The following is a 25,243-nucleotide window of genomic DNA, read 5'->3' as shown; positions in this document are numbered from 1 at the left end:
ACATCACCAACATATTGTATGTTTATGATATTGAAAATATGAAAATAGGGACTGAATTCAGCCCCTATTTTGCCGTTACTGTAATTTTTTGATTAGCTTTTAGCTTCGTACCTTTCGATACACTTTGTTTATAAATAGACCCCACACCTTTGAATTCTATTTCTACATTAGCCATGGCACCAAAAGCTTCCGCCTCTTTACGCGACCATCCTGTCATGGACGGCATGGTGATATTGGTTCCATTGGTTTGTAAGAATACCCTTGATTTGGAAGACACTTCAGTCTGTGCTTTTGGATATTGATCAACAATGACATTTCCATCTCCTACAACAAGTGAAGATAATTGATGATTAGATAAAACGTCTTTTGCATAATCAACACTTTGATTTGTATAATTATCTAAAACAAATGTAGATGTTTCTACAACTTGTGATGGTTGTTCATTTAATTTATTTAAAGCCGCACGAATACCAGCCTGAACAACTTTGGCAGATTCTACAGTACTTGCAGAGCTTCCCTGATACCACATCACTATAATGACCTGTGGATCATCATATGGAGCCATACCGACAAAACTGTTTGTATAGAAACCACTGCGATAACCACCTGATTCAGATGCTACCTGTCCTGTTCCAGTTTTCCCAATTAAATTCACATCATCCATACGATAATTATATCCTGTACTTCCTTCTATATTAATAACACCTTTCAATAAATCCCTGACCTGTTTGACAGTATCAGTAGAATATATTTGTTTAGAGTACTGTGTTTTTGCCTGATATAGAGTTTCTTTTGTATCACTGTTGACAACTTTTTCCACAATGTAAGGTTCTACCATTTTTCCATCATTCGCAAACGCACTATAAGCACGTATTAACTGCAAACCTGTAAATGTTGATCCTTGTCCATATCCGGTTGTCAAATACTCTAACGTTCTTTCTCCTTCACGTTTATATCCAGCAAAACCTGCGGCAGATTCTAAACCATCTATGTTACTTTCTTTAAAGAAACCTAAATCTTCATAATCCTGAAGCAAGGATTCTTTATCTGTTTTTTCACTTAAAATGTGACAGATTCCCGTATTACTTGAATAATAAAATCCTTGTTTATAACTGATTGTTCCCCAACCTTTACCATCATTATGGTCTCTGAGTGTCGCAACTGTTTTTCCATTGACTTTATAGTAATACTTTCCTGATTGATAAGTATCATTCACATCTAATTTATGATCATTAATCGCATTTCCATAAACAAATGATTTAAAGACTGAACCAGGTTCAACAGGTTCATTAAAAAATAAATCAACATAATTATCAATATCACGTTCATTTGGATCAAATGATGGATAGTTAGAAATAGCCAATAACTTTCCCGTTTTTGCATCCATAATACCACAGGTTGCTTTTTCTGGCTTTAATTCTTTTACCATTTTTTCCATCTGCATATCTAATTCCGTCTGCACATCACTATCAATCGTTAAATAAACATCATTTCCAGCAACAGGTGCAGTCTCACTCAAAATTCCATTTGGCAAGACATTATTATTATTGTCAGCCAAATAAGTTCTTTCTCCATCTTCTCCAGACAACTCTTCATCAAACGCCTTCTCAATCCCCATTTGTCCAACTATATTCTGAACTGTCTTTCCTTTAAGTTCTTCTGTAACTGCTTGTGCATATCCAACTTCATAGGATGCAAAATCACCATAACGATAATTTCGTGTTGTGATTTCTTCAAATTCCAAACCAGGTAAATTAAGGGCATCAATCTGATCTTTTACAAGAGATGACAGATTGTTTCCATAACTTCCAAACTCTACCTGATAAGTATCTTTACTCAATCGGTTTAAAATATCTTCTTCATCCATTCCAATAATAGGTGATAATTCTTTGGCGGTTTTTTCTTTATCAACAACATAATCCGGTTTTTTATCAAGCGTTAAATGTGTCTTAGATAAAATCGCATAAAGCTTATATGTTTTCATGTCACTGGCAATAACTTCATTATCACTTGAATAGATTGTCCCACGTTTAGCAGGCAAAATCTCTGTTTTACTTTCACCACGATCTTTAGCATAACCTTCAATATCATTTCCACTGATCAAATGTTTCCCAGTAGCTCCCAAGTAAATGACATTAAGTACCATACAAACAATGACTGCAATAATAATACAATATATAATTTTAGCACTTTGATTATTATTTTTCTTCAAAGCCATTATTCTTCAGGAACTCCTACAACAGCAGCTGTGGCAGTATTTTGTTTATATGTATATCCCTTCGCTTCAGCAACAGATTCAATACGAGAAAAAGAAGCTAACTCTAATTTTTTCATATCTAATCCATCAATATCTGATTCAATTGTCTTAATATCCTTTTCCAACTGATTACATGCTACATTAATTGTTGATTCATAAGAATTTAATGCAACAATCCCTACAACAAAAACAATAAAACTCATCACTAATAAACGTTTTGAAAATCTTAAAAATCTTGTTTCTTTTCTCTTATTCTTCATCCTCATATATCCTTTCTATAATTCTTAATTTTGCTGAATGAGAGCGATGATTCTCTAATAATTCTTCATCACTCGCCACAATTGGTTTTTTTGTGATTTTTTGAAACTTTGGTTTCAAATATTCAGGAACAATTGGCATTCCCCTAGGAAGTTCTGGTTGTTTTGTCACTTCCTGAAAAGTATATTTACATATCTTATCTTCCAAAGAATGAAATGTAATGACTGCAACACGGCCATGAACATTCAATATTTTTAAAGCATCATTTAAAGCGATATCAAAAACATTTAATTCATCATTAACCGCAATACGTAAAGCCTGAAATGTACGCTTCGCTGGATGTCCACCTTTTCTTCTGGCCGGAGCTGGAATCGCTTCTTTAATAATATCCACCAGTTCAAATGTTGTTTCAATAGGCTTGATTTCACGATGACGTTCAATCGCTCTGGCAATTTGTTTGGCAAATTTTTCTTCAGAAAATTTATACAGAATTGTGACAATATCCTGATAACTATAAGAATTGACGATATCGTATGCAGTTAATTTTTGATTCTGATCCATACGCATATCCAGTTTGGCATCGTAATTATAACTAAAGCCACGTTCACCATCATCAAACTGAGGTGAAGAAACACCTAAATCAAACACAATTCCATCCACATGTTCTACGCCATGTTTTGCAAGCTCAGTTTTCAGATTTTTAAAATTAGAATAAATAATTGTAAAATGATCAGAGATTTGAGATAGACGCTGTCTGGCTGCTTCTATTGCATGTTGATCTTGATCAAAACAATAGAGATGACCCGTTGTTAAATGTTTTAAAATTTCCTGACTATGTCCACCACCACCCAGTGTACAATCTACATAAATGCCATCTTCTTTTATATTTAAACCATCGATTGTTTCCTTTAATAAAACACTGACATGATGAAACATAACATCCTCCTAATCTAAATCATCTATATTTTCTGAAATCTCATCGAAATGATCCATATTGTCATCATAGAAATGATCCCATGTTTCACTATTCCATAATTCAATATGATCACCTGCTCCGACTATGACACATTCTTTTTGCAGATTTCCTTCTTTTCTTAAAACAAGTGGAATATTGATACGACCTAATTTATCAAATTCACAATCTGTCGCTCTTGAAGTCACCAAACGTATAAAAGTTCTCACTTCGGCTTTTCTTTTAGGAAGTGTCATGAGTGATTGATAATAGTTTTCCCAGCCTTCAACTGTATAAATAGCCAGGCAGCCTTCATTCCCACGAGTCACATAGACTTTTTCACCACATTCAAGACGCATTTTGGCAGGAATGCTTAATCGTCCTTTTGTATCAATATTATGTCTATATTCCCCAATGAACACTTCAAAATCACCCACTTTTATACATTTCTATACATATTTTAACACTTCATACCACTATTATATACCATTTATACCCTTATGTATAGAAAAAACATGCTTTATTTTTTGATTTTTTGCACAAAAAAAGTGGCTTATTTTCGCCACTTATCACTATTTTTCCATATTTTAACAAATTTTCATAAACTGTCTTTTTCCAATCGTGGTAACCACGAAGAAAACAGATAAAACCATAAAAAAACAATAGAACTGCATGCCCAAGTGATTGGATATGCCCAAAAAACAAGATGAATATCATGAACCAGATGCAAAGCAATACTGATGTATAAAACACGAACGACACACCAAAAGATCATCATCACAATCATGGGAATCATTGATTTTCCTGCTCCCCTTAAAATACCAGCAATACAGTGTGAAAAAGCCAATAAAAAATAAAATAAAGTCACGGTTCTAGCTTGCATTGTTCCATAGCTTATAACATCCTGTGTTGAATCAAATAAGCCAATCAAAAATGGGGCTCCAATAAAAATGATCATCCCTATAATTTGCGCCAAGACCAATGAACAGATAATACCAAAACGCGTTCCTTTTTTGACACGCTCATATTTCTTTGCTCCAATATTCTGTGAAACAAAAGTTGTCATTGCTAAGGCAAAACATGTAATAGGTAAAAATCCAAAGCCCTCAATTTTTGAATAAGCCCCACATCCTGCCACAGCCATCTGTCCAAAACTATTGATATAGCTTTGGACAACAACATTGGCTAAAGCTATAATTGAATTTTGAATTCCTGCAGGCAATCCATTTTGAATAACCAGTTTCAGCATTGGTAAATCAAATCGAATTTGTTGAACTTTTAATGGATATGTAGGTAATTTGATTAAATGCATGAAACATAAAACAGCACTGACAATTTGTGAAATAATCGTAGCTAAAGCGGCCCCTCCTACTCCCATATCAAAGACAGTAATAAAAACAACATCTAAAACAACATTAATAACTGAAGATATAATCAAATAATATAATGGATGTTTACTATCACCTAAAGCCTGTAAGATTCCTGTAAAAGCATTGTAAAGCACAAAAGCCAATGACCCCATAAAATAGACTCTAAAATAAATAATAGAATTGGGTAAAACATCCTGGGGTGTTCCCATCAAAATTAAAATCTTAGGTGCAAATACAACACCTAAAATCGTTAAAACAATACCACATACAGTTCCTAAAGCAACAGTTGTATGAATAGATAGATGCACACGCTTATGATCATGAGCCCCAAAAAAACGTGCAATCACAACGCCAGCTCCCACAGAAATACCATTAAAGAAACCAACCAGTAAAAAAATCAAGTTACCTGAAGACGCTACAGCAGCAAGAGCACTTGATCCTAAAAAATTTCCAACAATCAAAGAATCAGCAGTATTATATAATTGTTGAAATAAATTACCTAAAAACAAAGGAATCGCAAAATAAATAATCTTTTTAGCAATAGACCCCTCACTCATCATATTTGTATCATCCATATAACCCCTCCCATCATCGTTTCATTATAACACTAAAACATTTCTAAACATAGACTTATCTGATATAATATCATCATAAAAAGTCAAAAAGAAAGGATATTTATCATGAAATCAGCATTAATTATTGGTTCAAGTGTTTGTGATGTTCATATTTATGTTAAACAGTTCCCTCAACTATGTGGTGATGAAAATATAATCAGTCAAAACATGGCCATGGGTGGCTGTGCCTGGAATGTGGCCTCTATTTTCAGACAGACCAAACTTCCTTATACTCTTTTTTCACCTATTGGTAAAGGTATCTATGGAGAATTTGTGAAAACCCATTTTCAAAAAAATCAGATTCCTATACTTATTGAAACCAATCAAAAGAATGGATGTTGTTATTGTATTATAGATCAACAGGGCGAAAGAACTTTTCTTTGTGAGCATGGTGCTGAATATTTTTATCAAAAAGAATGGTTTCAACAATTGGATATGAAACAATATCAATGTGTCTATCTTTGTGGATTAGAAATCGAAGAAGATACTCATGAAGTGATTTATAATTTTTTAAAAAATCATGATCATTTAAGTATCTATTTTGCACCTGGTCCACGTTTAATGGACATACCCAAACAATCTTTCCAAAACATCCTTTCACTCCATCCCATTATTCATTTAAACAAGCAGGAAATCCTGACATATACACAACAAACCACGCTTGAACAGGCCTGTCAATATTTATATCAGCAAACACATCAACCTGTAATCGTTACCCTTGGAAAAGATGGATGTTATTTCTATAATCAACAGGAAAACTTTCATATTCCTGCCATCCCAGTGAACGTTTATAATACCAACGGGGCTGGTGATAGCCATATAGGTAGTATCATGGCTTATCGTATGCTAGGCTATTCCTGGTTTCACGCTTTACAAAAAGCCAACGAAATCGCTGCTATGAAAATATCAAAAAAGCATTTATAGACTTCACTCTATAAATGCTTTCTTCTTATAAATCCAAATCATCCAATACTTCTTTTAAAGCTCTGGCACTTGATTGTAATTTATCATTTTCATCATTATTCAAATAAATATCAACAACTTTTTCAACACCATTTTGTCCAATAACAGTTGGAATACTTAAACATAAATCATTCAAACCAAATTCTCCCTGCATCAAGCTAGAAACAGGTAATACTGCATGTTCATCTTTTACAATCGCTGTCGCAATACGTTTCACTGCAACTGCTACACCATAATAAGTTGCTCCTTTTCTTTCAATGATTTCATAAGCACTATCACGAACTTCCTGAGCCAATCTTTCCATGGCTTCTTCATGATTAAAGTGTCCACGTAATTCACAGAAATGATTAATATGAATACCAGCAACCTGCGCCCCAGACCATACAACCAATTCACTGTCACCATGTTCTCCAATAATATAAGCATGAACATCACGAGGATCCACTTGTAAATGTTTACCTAAAACATATTTTAATCTTGCTGTATCAAGAACAGTTCCTGATCCAATAACTCGATTTGATGGGAATCCTGATAATTTCAAAGCAACTTCTGTCAAAATATCAACAGGATTAGAAACAATTAATAAAATACCTTCACAATTTCTTTTCTTAATTTCTGGAATAATGCTCTTAAAAATTTGAACATTTTTCTTAACTAAATCTAATCTTGTTTCATCAGGTTTTTGATTCGCACCTGCTGTAATGACAATAATTCCTGCATCTACAATATCATCATAAGTGCCGGCATAGATATTCATAGGTGTTAAATAAGCACTCCCATGACTTAAATCCATCGCTTCTCCTTCAGCTTTTTTGGCATTTGCATCTATTAATACCATTTCTGAAAATAAACCTGTCTGAATCAAACTAAATGCAGATGTAGCTCCTACAAACCCACATCCAATCACTGCAACTTTTTGCATATTAACCATATTTATCACCTTCCGCTTTCAGTATACCCAAAAATACAAATTTTTCAAATCATATGCAACATTTCCATGATTCTTTTTTGTATATTTCATTGATCATAGACTTTCAAATATTCAAATTGGCTTCTTTCATATCATTTTCTATTCTATGTTATCATTTTATCTTCTATAAATATATTGTCGAAATCGAAACAATCCCTATGATTTATAACCATCCTTGATACGATTGCATATGTTAAAAAACTCGTTTTCAAACAAGTGTCAATAATGTCAAATATTTTCATTTGTGTCATCATAATGAGGGCGATTTTCTTCATATCTTTTCTTAGATGAAAAATCAATCAACATCATTCATGAAAAATACTGATTTCAATTACATAAAATGTCGGATAACTTGACTTTTATCTGAAAAGTACCTATACTTCTAAATGAAGCTATAAATATAAGGGGTATATATATATGGAGGAAACGAAAACACAAGAAAGAGAGCCAAGAAAAAAGATTCGCATAAAAAAAGATCATGTATTAAAAGCAGCACTTATCTTAGGTGCTTTGATTATTGTTGTTTATCTTTTTGGATGTTTCTATTATCATAATCGTTTTATGAGTCATACGACAATTAACGATATTGATGTTTCAGGTTTCACGTATGAGGATGCAAGTTCAACACTTGAAAAAGCTTTAACAAATCAAACTTTATCATTGACATTTGTTGATGGAGAAAAAGAAACTTTAAAACAAACCGATAGTGGAATTTCTTTTAATCAAAACAACAGTATTCAAAAGACATTAGATCAACAAAATTATTTTCTATGGTTTACACATTTCTTTCAATCTACAGAGATTCAATTAAATGATTTATTGATCACAGATCAAAAGCAATTAGAAGAAGCTGTTAATTCTTTACAGCATGTCAAAGATAAACAAATTGCTCCAGTCGATGCCAAGGTAGAATATAAAGATGACGAGTTTGTGATTACACCAGAAGTTTTTGGGACAACAATTCAAAATGATCAATTGATTAATGCTGTAGAAAAAGCTTTTCAAACACGTCAGGATTCTATTAACTTAAAAGAGCAACATATTTATAAAGAACCACAATTGACATCACAAGATGAAACAATTACAAATTTACAAAAACTAGCTAAGGAATATTGTGATGCTAAAATTACTTATCAAACAACATCTGGTCAAGTTGTTTTAGATGGAAATGATTTGATTCAATGGTTATCTATTGATGAAAAAGGAAATTATTATTACGATGAAGAAGAGTTTCAGAAACAAGCCACAAAATTTGTCAAAGAAACTTTAGCACCTCAAATCAATATTATCAGAAAAGCTAAAACATTTACTGGTGCTAATGGCACAAGAACGGTTTCTGGTGGTAATTATGGTTATAAATTAAATCAAAGTAAAGAAGTGACTGGATTACTTGCTGATATTAAAGCACATAAAAAAGAAACAAGAACTCCAGTTGTGACAGGTGTACAGGCATCTTACAGTAATGGAGGAATAGGCCATACTTTTGTAGAAATTGATTTAACAGGTCAACATATGTGGTTTGTAAAAAATGGGAATGTTGTTTTACAATCAGACATTGTTTCTGGATTACCAAGTGATCCAGACAAGAGAACACCTGGTGGTACTTATTACATTTATTTTATGCAACGTAATCGTACATTAATCGGTGAAATTCAAGAAGATGGTAAACCAGAATATGAAACACCTGTTGCTTATTGGATGGCATTTAATGGTGGTATTGGTTTACATGATGCAACATGGCAATCTGCCTTTGGTGGAGATCGTTATAAAACATATGGTTCACATGGTTGTATCAATCTTCCACTTGATGTAGCTGCATCATTGTATAGTCAATTAAGCGTCAACATACCTGTTGTATGTTATTATTAAAGATATGGAGAAATTCATATCTTTTTTCGTTCCCTTCTGTTATGATAAACTTATAAGGAGGGATTTCTATGAAACATTTTCTTAAAAGATTTTTTTCAACTGATAGTCTTTCTTTTTCTTTCATATATTTATTTTTTCCTAGCCGACCAAATCATATTTCACCTATTCTCACACACAACTATTTCTTTTGATATCATTGATATTTGTTGTATTATTATTTATATTTGTATCTTCATTCCAATCTCGCTCATCATCATTCAAAAAATAGACATCAAATAAAAAATCCTACAAAAAGTAGGATTCTTAAAACGATACAATATACGTATATCTTCATCAAATTTCTATCATTGTAATTAATCAAAATTTTTAAAAGTTCATTATGAACTTTTTTTATTTTCGTTAGTTTTATCAAAAGGCATATGCAAGATTTTCTGTTGTTTTTCTAATTGATAATATAGAAGACAAACATGTTACAAGAAAAAGTGAAAAAATCGAATATATCACAAACTTCCATAAACGACTTAACATTTTATCCCTCCTTGTCTACAATGACATATCCATCCTTAACGACTTGAATATGGCTATTATAAAATTCCTCCATAACTTTAATCATATCATATGAATCTTTGATTCCTGCTGTTTCATAAGATGAATGCATGGCAAGCTGGGCTAAGCCAATATCTACACAATTCATTGACACCTGAGACATGGCAATATTTCCTAGTGTGCTTCCACCTAACATATCCGATCTATTCGCAAAGAATTGAAGTGGAACGCCAGCTTTTTCACATAAATCTTTCAATACAGCTATACTCAAAGCATCACTTGTATACTTTTGTCCAGCATGTGATTTCACCACAATCCCCTGGTTCATATAAACACCATTTTGCTGATCTGTTTTTTCAGGGTGATTAGGATGAACAGCATGGGCATTATCCCCACTCAACATAAAACTAGAAGCGACTGCACGATAGAAATCTTCATCATCTTGAAATAAATGATGATGAATACGGTATAAAGTATCATATAAAAATGTAGATGCTGCTCCTTGTTTTGTAGATGAACCTACTTCTTCATTATCGAAGCAGGCAAAGACTTGAATTGTTTGCGAATGATACCCTTTCAAGAAACCTTGTAAAGATGTATAGGCACACTGTAAATCATCCAATCTCGGCGATGAAATAAATTCATCATGCGCTCCCCAGATTGTAGGCTGCATACGATTATATAAATATAAATCACTGCCATAAATATCTTCAACATCTACCTGCAATTCTTTGGCTATCATTTTTTTCAAATCACCAGATTGATATGCCTGTCCTCCAATCAATGGTAACATATCAATTTGTTTATTATAGGCATAACCATCATTCACACTGCGATTCATATGAATGGCGACATTTGGAATCAATACAAGATCCTGATCAAAACAAAGTAAACGTGTCTGATATGTATTGTTGTCTTTAACCATAACACGTCCTGCAATTGATAAAGGTCTATCAAGCCATGAAGCACAAATCATCCCACCATATCCTTCTGTATTTAAAGATACATAATGGTTTTTAATTTCCACTTCAGCATTTTCTTTTAACTTAAAAGTTGGTGAATCACTATGTGAAGCCACAATATGAAAATTATAATTTTCTAAATGTTGACCAACATGAAAAGCAATCAAACTAGACTGATTACGTGTTACATAATATTTTCCACCTAATTGTATTGTCCATTTCTGACTTTCTGATAATTCCTGATAACCATTTTGATTTAAAATCTTTTTCATTGTATCCACTGCATGAAATGCTGTTGGACTTTGTTGAATAAAAGACATCAACTGTTTTGAAACTTCTTTATACATCTTATCCCTCCATATTTTCTTTATTATAACATAGTTTCTTTTAAATATGACTTCTTTCCAGTAATTTTAATCCTTCTTCTAAAGAAGATATATACACTTCCCTGATTCCATAATCATCTTCACTCGAAACAATATCATAAAACTCTAAATCATCCAAAATATAATCAATACGTGATATATTCATATTTAAATGCTGATAAAGCAAATCTGTTGAAGCATATCCAGCTTCCAAAACAACTTGTAAAACATCTTCATATGGATGTGGCATTTTTTGGTGATGAAAACGATAAAATAATGCATGTCGATTGGCTAAACGACGCATCTGATTGAGTTTTTCACCATCCCATAAAATGACGCCATTACGCATTGCCAGAGCATGGGCCTGTCGTGTAAAAGTCTGATTTGTAACAACAACAGCTTCATCATAGTCATAATATTCACAACCACTATAAGCCTGTTGAACGGCACTCACTCCAACTGGCTTACTATAATATTTACATTGAAAAGCATAGTGAATGCCTTTATAGGTTGCTAAAATATCAACCCCATAATCACCACTCTTTTGCGTTAATCGTATATGTTTATATCCAATACGTTTAAGTATTTCATAGACATATTCCTCAAATTCTTCACCACTCATATGCTTTTTTAAACGTGGAATCCAGCCAAAAACAAAACCAATGATATAACCAATGAGATGTCCGACTTTCTGCAATATCCATAACAGACATCGAAAAAGACCCCTGATCATGATTCAACCTCATCCTGTTGCTTAATTTCATCTAATAAAAAGTCATTTCCATGGCGCACAAATTTCCAATATTCTACAAAACTATCATGATTCGATGCAATCACTTCTTGTTTTTCTATCATCAAATCATTCATCTTGCCTTCTATATAAACCCAGAAGAAATCCTGCTGATTATCAATTGCATCATGTAAATCAACCAGTATGACTTTCAATAATTGAATATGATCTAATTGATTATATTGTTGTTGATATTGTTGCCACTCTATTTTGAGTTTCCATCGTTCATATAATGATTCACTTAAATGCTTTTTCAATGTTTCTAAATCCTGCTTAGACCAGGCTTCTTGTATAATCAAATATTTTTCTTTAACTTTCTTCTTTAAGACTTTTTCATTCCAGAAATCATCCTGCTGATAAGCGAAAGATAAATCATCTTTAATTTCCTGATGCATGTGTCTGGCTTTTTTTCTTTTCCAGTAGACAATCATTCCCATACTGGCTCCTATCCCTATCACACCTGCTATGGGTGATCCATTTCCACTTGAACGTCTAGAACGATGCGACGACGTATGGCTGCTGCCTCCACCACCACCGCCACTACTGCTGCCTCCACCAGCACGGGCGCTCACTGGCGTTAACAGAATCATAAAAACAATGAAAACGAGTAATAATCTTTTCAATCTATCACTTCCCTTACATGTATTTACAAAACAAAAAGTCATGGTACAATAGAACAATAAAGGAGAAATTCAATATGTTAATGAGTGTATCACATCTAAGTAAATATAACAATTTAAAATGTATCGCAAAAGATATTTCCTTTTCCATTCATGAACGTGATAAAATTGGTCTTATTGGTTTAAATGGAACTGGAAAATCTACGCTTTTAAAAATATTAGCTGGTCAAGAAGATTATAAGGGAGAAATTATCAAAAAGAAAGATATTCGTATCAATTATTTACCTCAAATCCCATCTTTCCAACCTCAAAATACCGTTTTAGAACAGGTCTATGAAGATGTGGGTCATGATGTGGCAGAATATGAAATCAAATCTATCTTAAATCGTTTTCAAATTATCAATCACTCACAGCCAATCAGTCAGTTATCTGGTGGTCAAAAAAAACGTGTCGCTTTGGCTATTGCACTGATCAAGCCTTGTGATTTATTATTGTTAGACGAACCAACCAATCATTTAGATCATGAAATGATTGAATATCTTGAAAAATATCTCACAAAATTCAATAGGGCTCTTGTCATGATTACACATGATCGTTATTTTTTAGAACGTATCACACATCGTATGCTTGAATTGGAACATGGTCAGTTATATACTTATGAAGCCAATTATTCACTTTATCTCGAACAAAAAGCTAAGCGTGAAGAGAGTCTACAAAATGCTCAACACAAAAGAAAACAGTTTCTTAAAAAAGAATTAGAATGGGTTCGTGCTGGTGTCCAGGCTCGTACAACCAAAAACAAAGGACGTTTACAAAGATATGAAGCTTTAAGTCAGCAAGCTGACTTACCTGTCACACAAAATCTGGAAATGATTGATACTGCTTCAAGATTAGGACAAAAAACAATTGAACTACATGGTATTTCTCATCGTTTTGATCATCTTTTATTTCAACCTTTTGATTATCTCTTTCAAAGAAATGAACGTGTAGGAATTGTCGGTATCAATGGTTCTGGTAAATCGACTTTACTTCATATTATTGCTGGACAAATTCAACCCACAAGTGGTGAAGTAGAATACGGTGAAACCATTCGTATAGGATATTTTAAACAGGGTCACGAAGATATGGATGACAATCAAAGAGTCATTGACTATATTCAAGAAGAAGCACGTTATTTGAAAACCCGTCAAGGTGAATTTTCAGCGAAACAGATGTGTGAAAAGTTTCTTTTTGATAAAGAGCTTCAATATACCCCTATAGGCAGACTGTCTGGTGGCGAAAAAAGACGTTTATATCTTTTAAAAGTTTTGATGGGTGCTCCTAATGTTTTATTGTTGGATGAACCTACAAATGATTTAGATATTACAACTTTACAGATTTTAGAAGACTATTTAGATAGCTTTCAGGGAATTATTATCACAGTTTCACATGATCGCTATTTTCTAGATCGTCTTTGTGACACGCTATTCGTATTTTCGCATCAACAAATCCAAGTTCATAATGGAGGTTATAGTGATTATATCATCACTTCAAATCAAACATCTTCAAATAAACCCAAATCCAGTACTAAAAAACCCATGAGAGAACGTAAAGTCAGACTGACTTATCTTGAAAAAAAGGAATTAGAAAGCTTAGAAGCTGATATTCCTGCACTTGAACAAAAACTTCAACAGTTAGATGAACAATTAAATCAAGTTACAGACTTTCATGATATTCAAGAACTTTCCAATCAACGCAATGCATTAGAAAATGAAATTGAAACAAAGAGCATACGTTGGTTAGAATTATTAGAAAAAGAAGAACAGTAGCCATTTACTGTTCTTCTTTGACTTTAATTTGAATTTTCATTGTTGTATTTTCATCAACCTGAAGATCATTTTCCTCATCTTCAATCGTCGCAAACAATGGAATATCCGTATCTAGATCATCCAAGTCCATTGTATTCATTTTCACTTTTAATGCCATATAATGCCTCCTATAAAATATCCTGTAATAAATGAACTGATGCCATCGCATCTTCGCAATAATAATCAGCTCCAATTTCCCTAGCGATTTCACTTGTCAATACAGCTCCACCAACCCAGATTGGACATTGACAGTTCACTGCTTTTAAAGCCTGAATTGTCTTTTGCATATTAACAACTGTTGTTGTCATAAGAGCACTTAATCCAATAGCCTGAGGATGATATTGCTGATAGGCTTCTACCACTCTTTCCATTTTCACATCTTTTCCTAAATCAATGACTTCATAACCATAACTTTCTAAAATGACTTTGACAATATTTTTTCCTATATCATGGATATCTCCTTCTACAGTACACATTAAAACAGTTGCTTTTGAAGACTCTTGTTTGGAAAATGTTGCTTTGACAACTTCAAAAGCTAATTTTGTTGTTTCTGCTGATTGTATCAGCTGAGGTAAAAAAATACGATTTGTTTCATAATCTTTTCCCACCTGGTTTAAAGCAGGTATAATCGTCTGATTAATAATCTCCATAGCATTTTGTGTCTGTAATAATTCTTCAGTTTTGGCTTTAACTTCATCTTTGAATCCATGAACAATAATATCAAACAAAGATAAGGTTGATGATGCTTTGACAGCAGACTGTTCTACTTGGTTGGATTGATGTTGAATATACTGTGATGCATCCTGATCTTGATAAGTCAAGACACGATAAGCATCAATGGTATCCATTAATTGTTGATCTAATGGATTGATAATAGGCAAATCTAATCCCGCCTGTAAAGCTAAAGTTAAAAAGGTACGGTTCAATAAAGGTCGATTAGGTAAACCAAAAGATACATTGGATACACCTAATGTTGTATAAACTGATAACTGATTTTTAACCATTGTGAGTGCTTTGAGGGTTTCTTGAACTTCTTTTTGTTGAGCCGATGCTGTTAATGTTAAACAATCTATGATGATATCCTTTTTATCAATATGATACGTTTTCGCTTTTTCAATGATGGCTTTGGCCAATTCATAGCGTTCTTGAGCATATAAAGGGATGCCATCTTTTAATGTCAGTCCTATAACAACACCACCATATTTTTCTACAATTGGAAAAATAGCCTCCATGACTTCTTCTTTTCCATTAACTGAATTAATCAATGGTTTTCCATTGTAATAACGACAAGCTTTTTCAATGACTTCCGGTGATGATGAATCAATCTGTAAAGGTAAATTCACAACTTCCTGCAACATCTTTATGATATTCACCATGACTTTTGTTTCATCAATACCAGGTAATCCTACATTGACATCTAAAACCTGAGCACCTGCCATTTGTTGTTGAATAGCTTCTTTGACATATTCTTCATAGCGTTCTTCTTGAAGAGCAGCTTTTAGTTTTTTCTTTCCTGTTGGATTCAATCTTTCGCCACAAACAATAACATCACCATCAAAAATAACTGTTTGATGTGCACTGGAAACAGCCGTATAAGCTTTTCTTTGACGAGGATAGCGATAAGCAGGTAATTGCTGTTTTAAACCAGCGATAAACTCTGGTGTTGTGCCACAACATCCTCCAACAATATTGACACCTTGCTGGATGTAAGATTGCATAGCCTCAACAAATTCTTTACTGCTCATTGGATAACAAGTCTCACCATGATGCAGACATGGCAATCCCGCATTGGGTTGGACAATGACAGGAACAGAAGCATATTTTAATATTGTATGGACTATCGGCTGAAGTTCAACAGGACCTAATGAGCAATTGACACCTAACGCATCGACTTTTAATCCTTCTACAACATTCACAAAAGTCAAAGGATCTGTTCCCGTTAACGTACGCTGATTACTTTCAAAAGTCATTGTCACAAATACAGGTAAATCACTATTTTCTTTGACAGCTAGAATACCTGCTTTGACTTCATATAAATCCGTCATTGTTTCTAATAAAACAACATCAACATCATCTTTTGCGATTAGGATTTGTGAAGCGATGATTTCATAGGCTTCATCAAATGTTAACGTACCAGAAGGCTCTAACAACTGTCCAATAGGCCCAATATCCAAGGCAATATATGCATCAGGATTGACTTCATCTCTAGCCTGTTTGGCATTTTGTATAGCTGCCTTTAATAAATCACAATAACAATATCCACTCTCTTTCATCTTGATAGGATTACATCCAAAAGTATTCGTTGTGATAAAATTGGCTCCAGCTTTCAAATATTGTTTATGAATATCTACAATAATATCTGGATGTTCTATATTATAAACCTCGGGAATTTCTCCTACTTTCAATCCATGTTGTTGGAGCATTGACCCCATAGCTCCATCAAAAATTAATAAATCTTTTTTTAATCTTTCACGTAACATCGTTGTCCCCCTTTCCTTAACTCACAATCATCTTTGCGGATACATGATAAACATGTTTTTTGTACATCCTTGCCTATTCCAATAAGCCCAATCATTGATTTCATGGGAATTAATAAACCAGATGGATTTAAACTGACACCTAGCTTTTTATTGATCTGCAAAATGGAAGCAAAGATCTGATTCCAATCCAATGGGATATCTCCATAACCAGGCGCAAAACGAAAAGTATGATGAGGTAAATGAAGTGACTCATATTGATTACAGCACTCTTCTAAATAGGCATTACTCACAGCATCAAACACAACTGCTTTTGCCATATCCATATGTTCATAATATTTCATCTGACGATCAATAGAAAGCCCTAATGTACAGGCTATCACAATGCATTCCTGGCAATCTTTGAAATAAAATTCTAAATCCTGTGATTCTAATGGAAAATGAATCTCTTTGATCATAAGTGGCTGATGAGAAAGATGAAACTGCTGGTAAACAGCTTTGAATTGAGCATATTGCTTGACTTCCTCAATACATACATCTATAAGTTTTTCAGTCTGTTCATCCATGATTGTTTGCGCATTGAGATAGTGTCTAATGATTTTTTTATTCATGATTCAACTCTTTTAAAACAGTTGGAATACTTTGGAAGATTGCTTTAGCGATTTCTGGTTTATTCATTGTATAAATATGAATTCCATCCACGCCATTTGTAATCAGATCAATAATCTGATGAGTCGCATAGTTGATTCCAATTTCTTTCATAGCTTCAGGATAATGATAATAAGATTCAATCATCGTTGATAATTCATATGGAATCGAACAGCCACAAAGTTTTGCCGTTCTCAGTAATGATTTAGAATGTGTCACAGGCATAATTCCAGCTAAAATAGGTACATTGATACCTCTTTTTCTTGCTTCCTTGACTAAACGATAATAATAATGATTGTCAAAAAAGATTTGAGTAATTAAATACTGTGCTCCAGCATCTACCTTTTCTTTTAAAGCTTTTAAATCATCTTCCAGACAACTGGCTTCCTGATGCACTTCAGGATAACAGGCTCCAGACAAACAAAAGTCACCAGGAAAATGTTGTGAAATAAAAGTATTTAATTCTTTTGCATAATGAAAAGATAATTCATGTTGTAAACCATCCTGAGGATAATCACCACGTAAAGATAATATATTTTCAATATGATTGTCTTTTAACTGTTGACAGATATCTAAAATTTCTGATTCTGTTGAAGATATACATGTTAAATGAGCAACTGCTTCAATGTTATATTGATTTTTAATTGTTGAAGCAATCTCTACTGTTTTTCCTTTCGTTGATCCTCCTGCACCATAAGTCACACTGATAAAATCAGGATTTAATTGAGATAACTCCTCAATTGTATAATAAATAGAAGAAATATCTCCTTCTTTATTTTTAGGCGGAAAAACTTCAAAAGAAATAGTTGCTTTCTTTTTTAATATTTCTGAAATTTTCATACTTTTGCACCTCCATTTTTTGTCTATTTTATAATACAAAAAGAGAATAGTCAAAAACTATTCCTACTGTAAACCCATAAATTTCTGATTTGATTAGAAAATTCATCAAAAGAATAATAATGACTCTTTTTTTGACTATTAGGATCTAACACTCGAATTTTTCCATTTTTATATTCAGACAAAACAATAAAATGCCCTGTCTTTGTAAAGATTCCTTTAGACACACTGCAAATGATAGGATGTCCCTGCATTAATTCTTCTTTTATCAAATCTTCATTCAAAGAAAGCTGTTTAGCATCAACACCACAAGCCTGTGCTCCCCTGATCATAAAAGACCATGATGTTCCATCTTGACTGTAATAACCATTTTGTTCACTATATTGTGCCATATAATAAGGATGATATCTTCCATTTTGTGTCAAATAACTGACAACCATTGATAAACACGTAGGTCCACAACCATTAATAGCCATCATCTGATCACCATAATAACGATATCCCCAACGTTCATCCCATTGTAGTAACAATGGCATTTGATTATCTTTTAAATCATTTTGAATATTCATCACCATATCTTGTGTGTGTTTGGTGGGATAATTAGCGACAAATGGAATGGTTTCTTTATTTCTTAAAGCTAAATCAATTAATGATGATGGATACTCACTTTGATGTTCTACAATTTCATGCCATGAAGATGAGGTATCATAACCATAAGATAAGTGTATATCTTCCTTTAATAAAAAATGATCGACTAATAAAATGATAACTGGTATGACTAATACCGCAATACATACTAATACTTTTTTTCTCATAAAAAATCCTCCATAACTGTATTATAGAGGACAAAATAATTAAAATTTTTAATGAATTATTAAGATTTTCTAAAGTTCATGAAGAGGTAGCATCACATCAAAGACAGTATGATGCTTAGCACTTGTGGCCTTAATAAATCCCTGATGCTGTTCCACAATTGTTTTAGCAATTGATAAACCAAGTCCCGATCCTCCTGTTGATGAGTTACGTGATTCATCTAAACGATAGAACTGTTTAAAGATATTTTGAATTTTATCTGGTGGAATTGTCTCTCCTTCATTTTCAAAAAGAATATGTATATAACTCTCATCTTGATAAGCTTTAATAAAAATGGTTGTTTTTTCATAACTGTAATGAAAGGCATTTTTTAAAATATTATTAAAAACTCTTGCCATTTTTTGAGCATCCACATTGATTAATAAATCTTCATTTATATCAATTTCAATATGTTGTTGTTTTTGTGAAATCAATGGATAAAATTCTTCTTTCATTTGTTCTAAAAGATACAACAAATGAATCTTTTCTTTATGTAAAGGTGTATAAGTCTGATTCAGTTTAGCAATATCAAAAAACTCATTAATCAGTTTTTCTAAACGATATGCTTTTTCTAAAGTAATATGTGTATATTGATGACGTAAATCTTCTGGTAAATGCGGTGTTTCATCAAGTAAACAGAGATAACCAATAACTGAAGCTAAAGGTGTTTTAATATCATGAGCCAAATAGGCAATCATATCAACTTTATGCTGAACTTCATCAATTGCCTTCTTTTCATTTTCAATACTTTCTCGTTTGAGTTCATTTAAGTCATTTTCTAATTCATATAATGAATCATCTAAAACAATTCTCTGATTGTCTTTTTGAAAAAGAATCTTAATTTGTGAAAAGACACGTGATATTTTTTGAATAGCATAAATTTCGACAATGATAGAATTCAATAAAATGACCAGCATAATAATCATAAAGATAATTGTTTTTTGATTTCTCAGGGCAAAGTGTGCAAAATCCCATCCAAAATATTCCTGTAAGAAATTAATAAATGCTCCATTATAAACATAATCCATATAAAAATAAATAAATAATATAAAAACAAAGCAACAGGCTGTAATGAGTATATGTATTTTGAGAATTTCCTGTTGAAACTTTCTCGTATAATCCTTATTCAATTTTATAACCTACTCCCCATACCGTTTGGATATAACGTGGATTTTCTGCTGAGTCATTCATTTTCTCTCTCAAATGACGAATATGAACCATAATAGAGCTACTTGAATTGGTATAGTATTTTTCTCCCCATAAATCATGAAAAATCTGATCAACACTGACTACTTTTCCCTGATTTGAACATAATAACCATAATATAGAAAATTCAGTTGGTGTTAAAGATAATAATTGATTATCTAGAAAACAGCGATGGTTATCTTTATCAATTGTTAAAGCACCAATGGTCAAAACGGATTCATCTTTTTTAGGTGACATCATTGTATAACGTCTTAACTGAGCTTTAATGCGTGCCATAAGTTCTAAAGGACGAAATGGTTTTGTGACATAATCATCAGCACCCATTGTCAATCCTGTTATTTTATCAATTTCAGTTTCTTTAGCTGTCAGCATAATAATAGGAAAGATTTTTGTTTCTCTGATTTTGGAACAAATTTTTAAGCCATCTATATCTGGTAACATGATATCTAAAACAGCCAAATCAATATCCTGTGTTTCCACACAACGTAAAGCATCACAACCATTATAAAATTTAAAAACTTGAAAGCCTTCATTTTTTAAATACAATTCTACTAAATCGGCAATTTCTTTTTCATCATCTACAACCAAAATATTCATAATCCCACCCCTTTCATCATTATATTACATAAAAAATGTGAAAGTTTTAAGAATTTATTAAGAAAAAAGAAGAAGTCATAAAACTTCTTCTAATCATCATAATCTTTTTCATGCGCCACAATAGAACCATCTGATGCATTGATCTTATATTCATATTCATATTGTCCTGATTTAAAGGAAACTTCATAATATTGATGGTCTAATTCTACTTCTACATCATAGGCATTTGATGAAGAAACATTGGCATGACTGAAAGCTTTTTGTTTGGCTTCATTTTGTGTTAATTTGACTGTTCCAACATATTCTTTTTCATGTTTCATCACAGTACTTGTCATAGCATTAATTTCGTATTCATACTTATAATCACCACTTACAAATTCATATTCAAATTTGTAAACACCATCATCATAATCTTTATGAATTTTTTCTTGTGATACTGATTGAACACCAGCATGTTTTTTAGCAATTGATTTTGCCTGATCCTGTGATATCTGCTGAGTTGATGTCTGAGAACTGTTTGATGAATTTTGGTTTGAAGACTGATTTGATGATGAAGCTGATTGAGAAGTTCTCTCACCATCTTTTTCACTTTTTATAATTTCACCATTCAAAGCATTAATTTCGTAATCATATTCAACCTGATCTTTATAAAATTCAACTTCATAAACCATCACACCATCATCATAATCCATTTCTACTTTTTGAACTGTTGGTTGAGATACTTGAGCATCATTAAAAGCAATACTTTGAGCCTTGTCTTTTCCTATATATCCACTTTCACTGGCATGACCTGTAATTGAAACTTGTTCAACCTGATTGCTTTGTAATAACAGATTCAATTCATGAATAGATAAGTTCTTTAAAGAATCAAATGTATATAATGGATTCTTTGAAACAAGCTGTTGAATAATTTCAGCTTTTCCCACTGAAATCTGATATTGTTTCGCCAGATTTTCAACATTTTGATCATTAATTGTCTGTGATACAATAGAGCCATTAATATCACTTGCTTTTAATAATTCATCAATATTTAATGAAAGCTGTTGTCTTAGTTTTTCATTTTCTTGTTCATTTTCCCCTGTTACTGATATCAGTAATGAATTTTTAAGTTCGTCTATATATCCTTCCTTTAACATAGCACCAATCAACGCATTCACACCAACTTCAATATCGCTACCTTTTAAATCCATATTGCCAACAATTTTTTTTCCATCCTCGTTGTTCGTTTTCACTTCGACAATTTTATAATCATCATCTAAATTCAATTCAACACTTGGATTGACATCTAAACCAACAACCGTTTGAATGGAGTGAGTCGCAGGCCATAACATGAAAACCATCGCTGCACAGACTGCCACAATAGGTAAAGTCAAAAGATAACGTTTTTTCTTCTTCTTTGTTTCGATCACGATATTTTCATCTCTCGTTTTTAATTCTTCTTTAATATCATCTAAGCGATCCGGTGTAATCTTTGTAAAAGCTTCTTTGATTTCATTCATAACTCTTCGCTCCTATCTTTTTCATTTTTTTCATACCTCGATGATAGCTGGATAAAGATGTTGCTAGAGGAATATCTAATAAGCCGGCAATTTCATGATGCTTTAATCCCCACAGTGCATGCATAATAATCACTTCTCTTTCCTGATCATTTAAACTTTCAAATAGCTGTTCTAAAATCATTTTTGTATGCATGTCCGTTTCAGGTGGACAATAAAGATGATCCTGATATTCCTGTGTTAAATTTTGTCTTCTTAAATAAAGATAACATTCATTTCTAGCAATTGTATAAATCCATGCTAATGGTTTTTTCTGTGATTGATAATTTTTAGCTGCTAAATAAAGTTTCACATAAACTTCCTGAAAAATGTCACGACTATCATCGTAATTTTTAATAATGCTCATGATATAAGCAAAAACACTTGTCTTGGTTTTTTCATATAATTCATCAAAAGCATTATCCATTTGGGGAATCTGAAGAATAAGATAATCAATTTCTTTTTGATTCATTTTAATTTTTCCCCCTTTCACTATACTAATGATATTGTTGAACATATTATTGCACAAATTTTTATTTTTTTCTAAAAAAATGCTTCCTAAGAAGCATTTAGCATTTGACTTATATAATCATCAAGCTGTTGATTATTTAAATATGTTAGATCAGCAATATGATGAATGGGTGATAATTGTAAATACTGTGACAGTTTGTTTTCCACCAGTAACTCGAAATGATAAGGATGCGTTAAAGAATGAGACTGTTGACATTGAAAACGAAAATAACAATATTGAATAATAAAATAATAAAATCTTGTGACATATAATTGATGAAGGAATGGCAATGCATATGTATGAGGGTATGCTTCCTTATTTTTATGTGGATGACCTATTAAAATATGATAGAGATGAAATAATGGTAATAATAAGGTTGAATAATGTTTGAAAGAAGTTTTAAAAAGATGATTATATAAATAAATAGCTTCTAAAATACCCGCTTCTAAATAGATTGCCTGTGTAGAAGGTATTGTGATTTTAAATTGTGAAATTTCATTTATATAATGATAAAGAGAATCCAATTCATAAGCATAAAGATGTTTCAAATCATGAAGATCACTATAAATCAAATAATTCTGAGCTGGAGTTTTGATATGAATATCTAAAGGCATTTGATCATTTGAAAGAATTTGAATATATTTTTTATCTCGAAAAAAATCTTCATTAATAAATTGATATGTGGGCTGTAATAAAGTGAGAGAATGAAAAAAATCATCTATATACATATAGGCATCTCCTTATCTTATATAGTTACTTTTTTATCTATTTGTCACTTTATTATATCAATAGTTTAAATAGTTATCAAATATAAATCTATTATTAATGAATATTTTACAGATTTTTATAACTCTTCGCTATAATGTAAAAAAATGAGGTGAGGTATATGTTAAAAATTGGTAAAGTCTTAGCTGCGAAATTGGAAGAAAAGAATATGACACAAAAAGATATTGCTAAAATGCTTAATATTTCACCTGGTGCTTTTTCAGCATATGTTACAGATACAAACTTTCCACGTTTAGATATTTTAGTTGAAATTTGTCAGATTTTAGATATTGATTTGAATCACCTTTTGAATTTACAAAATCATGAAAATATGGATTTATTAATTCAGGGAAAAGATGAAGCAAAGGTCATTCATTTTATGAGAAGTCTTTCCCATAAAGAACGTGAAATTTTAATGGAAAGCATTCAATCTTCAATCAGAATTATTGAAAAAATGAAAGATTTAAAAGAATAGTAACATGCTATTCTTTTTTTATTTACTACTAGCAAACCCATTATACTATAGCTCATTTTTATTTGCAATAAGCAAGTTTATTCATTCGGGCTATTTAGACATTTTTTTCACATTGAAAGTACGGTCTACATTGACTTTAAAGGCTATTTGACTTATAATCACAGTAGGTGAAATTCCTTCACCGCAATCAGAAAAAGAAGCACAATTTTCTGATTTGTCTGGCTAATCATTTTGAAGATGAAAGGAGTAAAAAAATGATTTATACAAAAGAAGTAGAAGAAATGTGCACTGTTAAATGCGGTGCAAGTCATGGATGTGCTCCAATTCCTGAAGAAGGAAAATGGGTATATTCAAGAGAAATCAAAGATATTTCTGGATTAACACACGGTGTTGGTTGGTGTGCTCCTCAACAAGGTGCATGTAAATTAACTTTAAACGTTAAAGAAGGAATTATCGAAGAAGCATTAATCGAAACACTTGGATGCTCTGGTATGACTCACTCTGCTGCTATGGCTAGTGAAGCATTAGTTGGTAAAACTTTATTAGAAGGTTTAAATACTGACTTAGTATGTGATGCTATCAATACAGCAATGAGAGAATTATTCTTACAAATCGTTTATGGACGTAGCCAATCTGCTTTCTCTGAAGGAGGACTTACTATCGGTTCAGGTCTTGAAGATTTAGGTAAAGGATTAAGAAGTATGCTTGGTACTGCTTATTCTACAAAATTAAAAGGACCTAGATATCTTGAATTAACTGAAGGTTACATTAACAGACTTGCTTTAGATGAAAATAATGAAATCATCGGTTATGAATTCATTAATCTTGGAAGAATGATGGATATGATTAAATCTGGAAAAGATGCTAATGAAGCAGTTAAAGAAGCTACTGGTACTTATGGTAGATTCGATAGTGCTGCAAAATACATCGACCCAAGAAAGGAATAATGGAGGTACG

24 protein-coding genes are annotated in these 25,243 nt (G+C 32.3%); 5 read left to right on the top strand and 19 right to left on the bottom strand.

Annotation, left to right across the window (positions count from 1 at the left end):
• Positions 1-64: 64 nt before the first annotated feature.
• The 5 genes from E0K96_RS03650 to E0K96_RS03630 all read right to left on the bottom strand — a co-directional run bounded on the left by E0K96_RS03650 (position 65) and on the right by E0K96_RS03630 (position 5,412).
• Positions 65-2,218 (bottom strand): penicillin-binding protein, encoded by a 2,154-nt coding sequence (locus E0K96_RS03650; RefSeq protein WP_168081254.1) that lies wholly within the window; start codon positions 2,216-2,218, stop codon positions 65-67.
• Positions 2,218-2,517, bottom strand: a complete 300-nt coding sequence (locus tag E0K96_RS03645; protein ID WP_087243953.1) for a hypothetical protein — start codon at positions 2,515-2,517, stop codon at positions 2,218-2,220. Before E0K96_RS03645 ends, E0K96_RS03650 begins: the two co-directional genes overlap by 1 nt.
• Entirely contained in the window at positions 2,507-3,451 is a 945-nt protein-coding gene (gene rsmH, locus E0K96_RS03640; RefSeq protein WP_168081252.1) for a 16S rRNA (cytosine(1402)-N(4))-methyltransferase RsmH, read from the bottom strand. The genes E0K96_RS03645 and rsmH overlap by 11 nt, the downstream gene beginning before the upstream one ends.
• 9 nt (positions 3,452-3,460) lie before the next feature.
• Complete coding sequence (mraZ, locus tag E0K96_RS03635; RefSeq protein WP_087243951.1) at positions 3,461-3,889, bottom strand: division/cell wall cluster transcriptional repressor MraZ; 429 nt, start codon at positions 3,887-3,889, stop codon at positions 3,461-3,463.
• Between the two features lie 176 nt (positions 3,890-4,065).
• A complete protein-coding gene (locus tag E0K96_RS03630) occupies positions 4,066-5,412 on the bottom strand; it encodes an MATE family efflux transporter (RefSeq protein WP_168081250.1) in 1,347 nt (448 codons plus the stop codon).
• A 105-nt stretch (positions 5,413-5,517) separates the two neighbouring features.
• Between E0K96_RS03630 and E0K96_RS03625 the strand changes: the two genes are divergently transcribed.
• Positions 5,518-6,375, top strand: a complete 858-nt coding sequence (locus tag E0K96_RS03625; RefSeq protein ID WP_168081248.1) for a PfkB family carbohydrate kinase — start codon at positions 5,518-5,520, stop codon at positions 6,373-6,375.
• 25 nt (positions 6,376-6,400) lie between these two features.
• Here E0K96_RS03625 and E0K96_RS03620 read toward each other — a convergent pair whose 3' ends face one another.
• Entirely contained in the window at positions 6,401-7,345 is a 945-nt protein-coding gene (locus E0K96_RS03620) for an L-lactate dehydrogenase (RefSeq protein WP_168081246.1), read from the bottom strand.
• A 456-nt stretch (positions 7,346-7,801) separates the two neighbouring features.
• Between E0K96_RS03620 and E0K96_RS03615 the strand changes: the two genes are divergently transcribed.
• On the top strand, positions 7,802-9,253 hold the full coding sequence (locus E0K96_RS03615) for a L,D-transpeptidase family protein (RefSeq protein ID WP_168081244.1): 1,452 nt from the start codon (positions 7,802-7,804) through the stop codon (positions 9,251-9,253).
• A 529-nt stretch (positions 9,254-9,782) separates the two neighbouring features.
• Here the strand turns inward: E0K96_RS03615 and E0K96_RS03610 are convergent.
• Genes E0K96_RS03610 through E0K96_RS03600 form a run of 3 tightly spaced genes read right to left on the bottom strand, consistent with a single transcriptional unit; the run spans position 9,783 to position 12,539 of the window.
• Entirely contained in the window at positions 9,783-11,108 is a 1,326-nt protein-coding gene (locus E0K96_RS03610) for a M18 family aminopeptidase (RefSeq protein WP_168081242.1), read from the bottom strand.
• Between the two features lie 40 nt (positions 11,109-11,148).
• Entirely contained in the window at positions 11,149-11,859 is a 711-nt protein-coding gene (locus E0K96_RS03605; RefSeq protein WP_168081240.1) for a restriction endonuclease, read from the bottom strand.
• On the bottom strand, positions 11,856-12,539 hold the full coding sequence (locus tag E0K96_RS03600) for a TIM44-like domain-containing protein (protein WP_168081238.1): 684 nt from the start codon (positions 12,537-12,539) through the stop codon (positions 11,856-11,858). Before E0K96_RS03600 ends, E0K96_RS03605 begins: the two co-directional genes overlap by 4 nt.
• Before the next feature lie 74 nt (positions 12,540-12,613).
• Here E0K96_RS03600 and E0K96_RS03595 point away from each other — a divergent pair, with 74 nt between their 5' ends.
• Positions 12,614-14,344: an ABC-F family ATP-binding cassette domain-containing protein gene (locus tag E0K96_RS03595; RefSeq protein WP_087304792.1), complete on the top strand. Its 1,731-nt coding sequence runs from the start codon at positions 12,614-12,616 to the stop codon at positions 14,342-14,344.
• A 4-nt stretch (positions 14,345-14,348) separates the two neighbouring features.
• Here the strand turns inward: E0K96_RS03595 and E0K96_RS03590 are convergent, their stop codons facing one another.
• From E0K96_RS03590 to E0K96_RS03545, 10 genes are all read right to left on the bottom strand, one after another.
• The gene (locus E0K96_RS03590) at positions 14,349-14,501 is read right to left on the bottom strand and encodes a hypothetical protein (RefSeq protein WP_158093997.1); all 153 of its coding nucleotides are present in this window, start codon (positions 14,499-14,501) and stop codon (positions 14,349-14,351) included.
• A gap of 10 nt (positions 14,502-14,511) precedes the next feature.
• Positions 14,512-16,863 carry a homocysteine S-methyltransferase family protein gene (locus E0K96_RS03585; protein ID WP_168081236.1) on the bottom strand — a complete coding sequence of 784 codons (2,352 nt, stop codon included), beginning with the start codon at positions 16,861-16,863 and terminating at the stop codon, positions 14,512-14,514.
• Complete coding sequence (locus E0K96_RS03580; protein WP_168081234.1) at positions 16,845-17,471, bottom strand: vitamin B12 dependent-methionine synthase activation domain-containing protein; 627 nt, start codon at positions 17,469-17,471, stop codon at positions 16,845-16,847. The genes E0K96_RS03585 and E0K96_RS03580 overlap by 19 nt, the downstream gene beginning before the upstream one ends.
• Positions 17,464-18,348, bottom strand: coding sequence for a methylenetetrahydrofolate reductase [NAD(P)H] (gene metF, locus E0K96_RS03575; RefSeq protein WP_087243940.1), 885 nt, complete (start codon positions 18,346-18,348; stop codon positions 17,464-17,466). Before metF ends, E0K96_RS03580 begins: the two co-directional genes overlap by 8 nt.
• 50 nt (positions 18,349-18,398) lie before the next feature.
• On the bottom strand, positions 18,399-19,160 hold the full coding sequence (locus tag E0K96_RS03570) for a C39 family peptidase (RefSeq protein WP_168081232.1): 762 nt from the start codon (positions 19,158-19,160) through the stop codon (positions 18,399-18,401).
• Positions 19,161-19,229: 69 nt separating this feature from the next.
• On the bottom strand, positions 19,230-20,327 hold the full coding sequence (locus E0K96_RS03565) for a sensor histidine kinase (protein WP_168081230.1): 1,098 nt from the start codon (positions 20,325-20,327) through the stop codon (positions 19,230-19,232).
• On the bottom strand, positions 20,320-21,000 hold the full coding sequence (gene vanR / locus E0K96_RS03560) for a VanR-ABDEGLN family response regulator transcription factor (RefSeq protein ID WP_087243937.1): 681 nt from the start codon (positions 20,998-21,000) through the stop codon (positions 20,320-20,322). The genes E0K96_RS03565 and vanR overlap by 8 nt, the downstream gene beginning before the upstream one ends.
• Positions 21,001-21,089: 89 nt before the next feature.
• Positions 21,090-22,499, bottom strand: coding sequence for an anti-sigma-I factor RsgI family protein (locus E0K96_RS03555; protein WP_087243936.1), 1,410 nt, complete (start codon positions 22,497-22,499; stop codon positions 21,090-21,092).
• The gene (locus E0K96_RS03550; RefSeq protein ID WP_165352241.1) at positions 22,492-23,007 is read right to left on the bottom strand and encodes an RNA polymerase sigma factor; all 516 of its coding nucleotides are present in this window, start codon (positions 23,005-23,007) and stop codon (positions 22,492-22,494) included. Before E0K96_RS03550 ends, E0K96_RS03555 begins: the two co-directional genes overlap by 8 nt.
• 86 nt (positions 23,008-23,093) lie before the next feature.
• Positions 23,094-23,774, bottom strand: coding sequence for a hypothetical protein (locus E0K96_RS03545; RefSeq protein ID WP_168081228.1), 681 nt, complete (start codon positions 23,772-23,774; stop codon positions 23,094-23,096).
• Between the two features lie 158 nt (positions 23,775-23,932).
• Here E0K96_RS03545 and E0K96_RS03540 point away from each other — a divergent pair, with 158 nt between their 5' ends.
• Together E0K96_RS03540 and E0K96_RS03535 are read left to right on the top strand one after the other, a co-directional pair.
• Entirely contained in the window at positions 23,933-24,286 is a 354-nt protein-coding gene (locus E0K96_RS03540) for a helix-turn-helix domain-containing protein (RefSeq protein ID WP_168081226.1), read from the top strand.
• A 254-nt stretch (positions 24,287-24,540) separates the two neighbouring features.
• A complete protein-coding gene (locus E0K96_RS03535) occupies positions 24,541-25,233 on the top strand; it encodes an iron-sulfur cluster assembly scaffold protein (protein WP_087243932.1) in 693 nt (230 codons plus the stop codon).
• Positions 25,234-25,243 lie beyond the last annotated feature (10 nt).

The sequence above is a fragment of the Massilimicrobiota sp. SW1139 genome (assembly GCF_012027715.1).
In the GTDB taxonomy this organism is placed as follows: Bacteria; Bacillota_I; Bacilli_A; order Erysipelotrichales; family Coprobacillaceae; genus Allocoprobacillus; species Allocoprobacillus merdigallinarum.
This window is presented reverse-complemented; position numbering and strand designations above follow the sequence as displayed.